This is a genomic window from Geobacillus zalihae NBRC 101842 (assembly GCF_001544135.1).
GTDB classification, from domain to species: Bacteria; Bacillota; Bacilli; order Bacillales; family Anoxybacillaceae; genus Geobacillus; species Geobacillus zalihae.
Window position 1 is genome coordinate 1 of the sequence record NZ_BCPV01000109.1, and the last position, 4,812, is coordinate 4,812.

General features: G+C 47.2%; 10 protein-coding genes. All 10 read right to left on the minus strand.

What is annotated here, in order from left to right:
• Window positions 1–275: tyrosine-type recombinase/integrase (locus GZ1_RS17315; protein WP_157074399.1), on the minus strand; the 275-nt coding region annotated here is incomplete at its 3' end.
• On the minus strand, window positions 272–703 hold the full coding sequence (locus GZ1_RS17320; protein ID WP_049624395.1) for an ArpU family phage packaging/lysis transcriptional regulator: 432 nt from the start codon (window positions 701–703) through the stop codon (window positions 272–274). The genes GZ1_RS17315 and GZ1_RS17320, both read right to left, overlap by 4 nt.
• A gap of 23 nt (window positions 704–726) precedes the next feature.
• Entirely contained in the window at window positions 727–921 is a 195-nt protein-coding gene (locus tag GZ1_RS17325) for a hypothetical protein (protein ID WP_060788984.1), read from the minus strand.
• 123 nt (window positions 922–1,044) lie between these two features.
• Window positions 1,045–1,785, minus strand: a complete 741-nt coding sequence (locus GZ1_RS17330) for a BRO family protein (RefSeq protein ID WP_060788985.1) — start codon at window positions 1,783–1,785, stop codon at window positions 1,045–1,047.
• A gap of 367 nt (window positions 1,786–2,152) precedes the next feature.
• Window positions 2,153–2,377, minus strand: a complete 225-nt coding sequence (locus GZ1_RS17340; protein ID WP_096225803.1) for a hypothetical protein — start codon at window positions 2,375–2,377, stop codon at window positions 2,153–2,155.
• 21 nt (window positions 2,378–2,398) lie between these two features.
• Window positions 2,399–2,605: an XtrA/YqaO family protein gene (locus GZ1_RS17345; protein WP_025950444.1), complete on the minus strand. Its 207-nt coding sequence runs from the start codon at window positions 2,603–2,605 to the stop codon at window positions 2,399–2,401.
• Between the two features lie 518 nt (window positions 2,606–3,123).
• Window positions 3,124–3,312 (minus strand): Fur-regulated basic protein FbpA, encoded by a 189-nt coding sequence (locus GZ1_RS17350; protein WP_060788986.1) that lies wholly within the window; start codon window positions 3,310–3,312, stop codon window positions 3,124–3,126.
• Window positions 3,312–3,539, minus strand: coding sequence for a hypothetical protein (locus GZ1_RS17355; RefSeq protein ID WP_060788987.1), 228 nt, complete (start codon window positions 3,537–3,539; stop codon window positions 3,312–3,314). Before GZ1_RS17355 ends, GZ1_RS17350 begins: the two co-directional genes overlap by 1 nt.
• A 5-nt stretch (window positions 3,540–3,544) precedes the next feature.
• The gene (locus tag GZ1_RS17360; RefSeq protein WP_060788988.1) at window positions 3,545–4,534 is read right to left on the minus strand and encodes a DnaD domain-containing protein; all 990 of its coding nucleotides are present in this window, start codon (window positions 4,532–4,534) and stop codon (window positions 3,545–3,547) included.
• Between the two features lie 48 nt (window positions 4,535–4,582).
• The coding region (locus tag GZ1_RS17365) for a hypothetical protein (RefSeq protein WP_049624387.1) at window positions 4,583–4,812 on the minus strand (230 nt) is incomplete at its 5' end.

Below are 4,812 nucleotides of genomic sequence, written 5' to 3' on the forward strand. Positions count from 1 at the left end.
TATTCACCGTCCTTGAGCGTCTTGGCATACTCGATGAGTTCTTTTCGAATAGCTGGTGGGATGCGGATCCGCTTCTCCTTTCTCGTCTTCTTCTCCCGCAGTTTCAAGTGTGTTTGCAGCAAATCTTCCTTCTTCAATTGCAATAGGTCTGATATTCTCAGTCCTGTGTTGATGCCGAGGACAAACAGGATGTAGTTGCGTTTGCTTCGTTGCAGCAAATATTTCTTCATCGCCGCGATCTTTTCCGGATCTCGAATAGGCTGGACAAAATTCATGATGAAGCCACCTCCTCACGGTACACTTCAATTTTCAAAGCGAAGGCAAGCTTGTAAAATGCCCTTGATTTCAACCGATAATATTTCCGCTCGCTCATGCCAAGCTCAGGATACACTTCATAGTCGTAGACATCTTCAAACGACATATATCGTCGGACAATAATGGCACGCTCCCATTTGCTTAGGCGATTTACTGCACTGGTAATCCGCCGGATATACTCTTCCCGCTCCCGCTCATAATCGACGTTACGGATTGCGATGCTTTCTGTTGAGGAGCGAAACTGATTGGACGATGCAGGCACAAGCGAGTAACACTGCGTGACCCTCGGCATTTCATCCAGCCGAAGCGTCAGCAAGTAGACGCGGTATTTCTCCAACGCCGCTTCCACCGCCCTTTTTGTGGCCGCACGATCAATCTCCGGCAGCATGAACTCTTTCAATGTTCTCCCTCCTATCGCTGGCGAAATGCGCCGCCTTTGCCTCGTCGATAGATTGGCCGGTAGGTGCCCATCAGCTCCTTAATCTCCCGCTCCGTCATCCGCTCCTCGTTCCGTTTCTGCTTCCGTTCTTTTCGGTTCCGCTCCGGATGATAGGTCATGTTATTGGCCTTGATCCATTTTCGCATTTGGTCTTGGATGGTGCGCATCTGTTTTCCCTCCCTTTGATCGCAAAAGAAAAGAGGACACCAATCATACAGAGATAGCCCTGCTACTCTGCACAATCAGTGTCCTCACGCTCTCGGTCTTGGACATATTTGGTTTTGATTCCATTATATCAAAACAGCCGCTTTTTGCAGCAAGATTCGGAACGTTTCTCGTCCCTTCGGCGTCACGAGTGTCTGCACATCAGCTCGTCCATTTCGTTCCCACTCCTTCAACTCAAATAAGGACGGTACGTATTGAGCATACGGCTTCAACTTTCCTTTTTGGTCTCGATATATATACTTTTTCTCCAGCAGCCAATCGATAAATGCCTTTGGTTTGATTTTCAGTTCCTTGGCCGTATCTCGGAAGTTTGTCAACAACCGCCGATCAACGAGTGCGTCAAAGTAGTCGGCTTTCGGTTGCATCGCCGCGATCTGTTCGTTTTGTTTTCGGACCGTTTCCAATGTGGCGCGAAAGAGAAGTTTGGTTTGTTCGTCCGCGTGTTTTAGATATGTCTCCACGAACAAATCGTCGTTTGCTACGTATCCGCCCGTTTTTCTAATTGTCGGAATGACTTCATGTGTGATCCATCGCTTAAACTGTTTAGCCTCTGATTTCCGGCTCCCTAGAATTAATGCATATAGTCCGGGTTCGTTCACAATGAACGTTTCTTGCTTTCTTCCTAACGAATCAGTGACCGGAATTAAACTCCGCTCATCTTCATCGAGTCTTTGGACTGCTTTCCTTGCATCAGCAATGTCTAAAATTTCACAAACATCTTTAGCAACAAACCATACTTCCCCGTCTTTTACAATCGTCCGCACCTGGCTGCCGCTGTAATTAAACACCTGCTGCAGATGATTCATCCGTTCTCTCCCTCCTTAAATTCCTTTATTGACGGCTTAAAAAACTTTGAAAGCAACATGTCCTGTCTTATGCAATATTTACATACATTTTCTGCGTTATAGTCGTACAACCATACTTGATAAACGTTCGTTGTGCAGCCGCATCTTTGGCACATGTTTACCGGATAAAAACGTTCTTTAGTTGAAAAGCAATGTGCGCAAACAGAATCATAATGTTCTTGTTCTTTGTTCCAACGAGGAATCAAAATTCCTCCACATTTACATTGGTGATCCCTTTTCTTAATTAAGTCAAAGATATATTTCGAATCAGTCTCGACAACCTCTTCGAGAAAATCAAAAATCGAAAGTTGCTGCATGTGCTCACCACCTAGAACGGAAAATCATCATCCGGCCACGGGCAGCAAGCTCCCCAGTTTGCCGGATCCGCACGCCAACGATTCGCTTCGATCTCTCTACACTTTTGCTGCAAGAAGTTGATAAATTGACACAATGTCTGGCTATCTGGTCGCCCCATTTGACTAATTGCAAAGGTGAGATATGTCTCAAGCATTAACGCATCGTCATCCGATATCGGCGGAAACATGATTGGCATTTAGATCACCTCAGTTTCAATTCAAAACAACTCGCTTTCTTCAAATTTAATCCGCGCCGTTTTTCCCTTTGCCGTTTCAACGATCGTAAAACCATGCTCAACTGCTTCCGCTACTTTAGCTTTTCCTTGCACGCCGTCAATGACAATCACAAGCACCTTCCCTGGCACGACTGGATGTGAAACCGTCATGTTATCTATATCAATCTGCAATTCTTGCGCTCTTCTCACTTGGATCCCTCCGCTGTGATATAATGATGTTGAGGCTGTCGGGAGGGATCCCGGCTTTTTTTGTCTCATTCAATAACTGTCCATCCGCGTCGGAGTCTGCTTTGTAGCTCATACTTGCGCAATGGCTCATATACATAAACCACATCGCGATTTTCTTTACGATATAACAAATACCATCTAGCTTTCCGCTTTCGACGCCTCATCTAGCGTTCACTCTCTCGCATAGCAGAATCTCTCGCACAATGCGCTCATCTAGTTCCCGCTGCATCTTAAACAACTTCGTCAGTTTCATCGGCGTGTCCCCCTTGATCTCGGCCAGCGCCAGTCAATGATTCGTCAGTTGTCGTCATCGTAGTATTTGCGCGGACGGTTTCGGTACGCTTCCAGTTCTTCCGGCGTGAGATAGCTGATTTTCACTGGCCCATGCAGTGATTGACGTTGTTTTTTCATGGTCTCTTCCCCCTAACCGTTGTTTCATTTCTTGCCGCGCCCGATGCTTATATATTTCCGGGCACTCTTCAAAACGAATGATGGTCACGAGCTGCTGTATGGTCGCCTTGGACCAATCCATGTGACTGATCACCTCTCGCTCGTTCGTATTCACGCTGAATCTCTTCTGTGGTCAGTTTTGAGAGCGCCCGGCCATCGCTGGCGGAAAAGATGCCTTGCCGGCGCAAATGCTGAATGAGCACGTACTTGAGCAGCATCACGCCGATCCCCTCCCTTCGGCTTGCAGCTTCGCAAACAACGTGTCAAGGCGTGAAACAGAATAGTCCTTGTCATTGATCCGCACCGTCAGCAAATTGGTTCTTGTGATGCCACAGTGCTCAAGGATATTGAGAAAATCCGCCTCCGAGCATACGCTGGCCGTCAATCCAGTCACCGATCCAACTCCGTTTCGGTACTCTAAACGGATCCATAACGGATAGCCCATCGACATCACCCATCTGGATTGTCTTTATACTTTTTGAGGCGTTCCTCAAGCTCTCGGCGCGCCTGTTCGACGTCAAAGTCGTCATCCTCCGGTTGGCTATAGTCCATCTTCAGCCAGTCCGGTACGATCTCGGTGCGCACTGGAGTCCGCATCTTTCGGCCGACGTCGGAAACAGTTGAGGCTTTACGTTTTTTCAGTTGTTGCTCCCGAAATGCCAATTGTGCCGCTCTCACCTGGTCAACGGTGCGATAGCCTTTTTCGAACCAGTCACGTAAAATGGTTTCAACGTATTTCCATGTCTTGGCCCCGTTCTCCACCGCGATTTTCAATGCCTCTAAGACCAATTCCTCGGACGTATCATCGACCCAAGAAACGATCTTTTCCCCTATGTAGCTGCCAACGGTGCCAAAGCCGTTCTGTTCAACGAATTGAATAATCTCTCGGAAGGAATGCGCGCGCGCGTCTTCTTCTACTTCTTCTTTTTTCTCTGTAGTAATCTCTGTGGTATTCTCTGGTATTGGTCTGTTCAAATTGAGCGCTTCGTCTGTCCAATTTGAACAGATGGACTGTTCATTTTGACCGGATGGACTGTCGATTTCGTCAGTCGTCTGCTCATTTTGAACAGTCGAAACGTCATTTTGATCAGTCGTCTGTTCATCTTGATTAGACGACGCGAATTCAGCCAATTTGTCGTAATCGATCCGATACCATTTTGTTTTATCGATCCTCGAGCGATTGAAATTCGCTGAGACGATGATCCCGATCTTCTCCAGTTTGGTGATGATCCGGCGAATCGTGCTTTCTGACCAGAAGGGAAATTGCTCCCGCCAGTCCTCGTACGTGTTATAGATCCATTTATAGCCGTCATGGACGTTTTCGCTTTTCTCGAGCCAGTAATGTAGCTGCTGAACAACGATGCTTTCGTTCAGTCCGATCGCCACGGCGAGTTGTGGTAAAATAACCAACGGCTGATCATCTAAAAGCAAGGTTGCCATGTCATCCCCTCCCCTTGAAAAAGCTGTTTTGCTATGGCATGATAAAAACTAGAGTTCTGAAATAAAAAACTGAATCCCGTCAACTTCGAACTCGGAGGCCATTTCATCGGCGATCCGACGGCACTCGGTTACAGTGAGCGCGTAGACGAGTGCCGTTTGGATCGTCTCGAAATGGCCGTTTTCCTTCACGACAAATTCCACTTCAAATAGCATATTCTTCGCCCTGGAAGCATATCGTAGAATGGGAGCTTCCGGCCCTCCTTTCTCAACCAGCATCA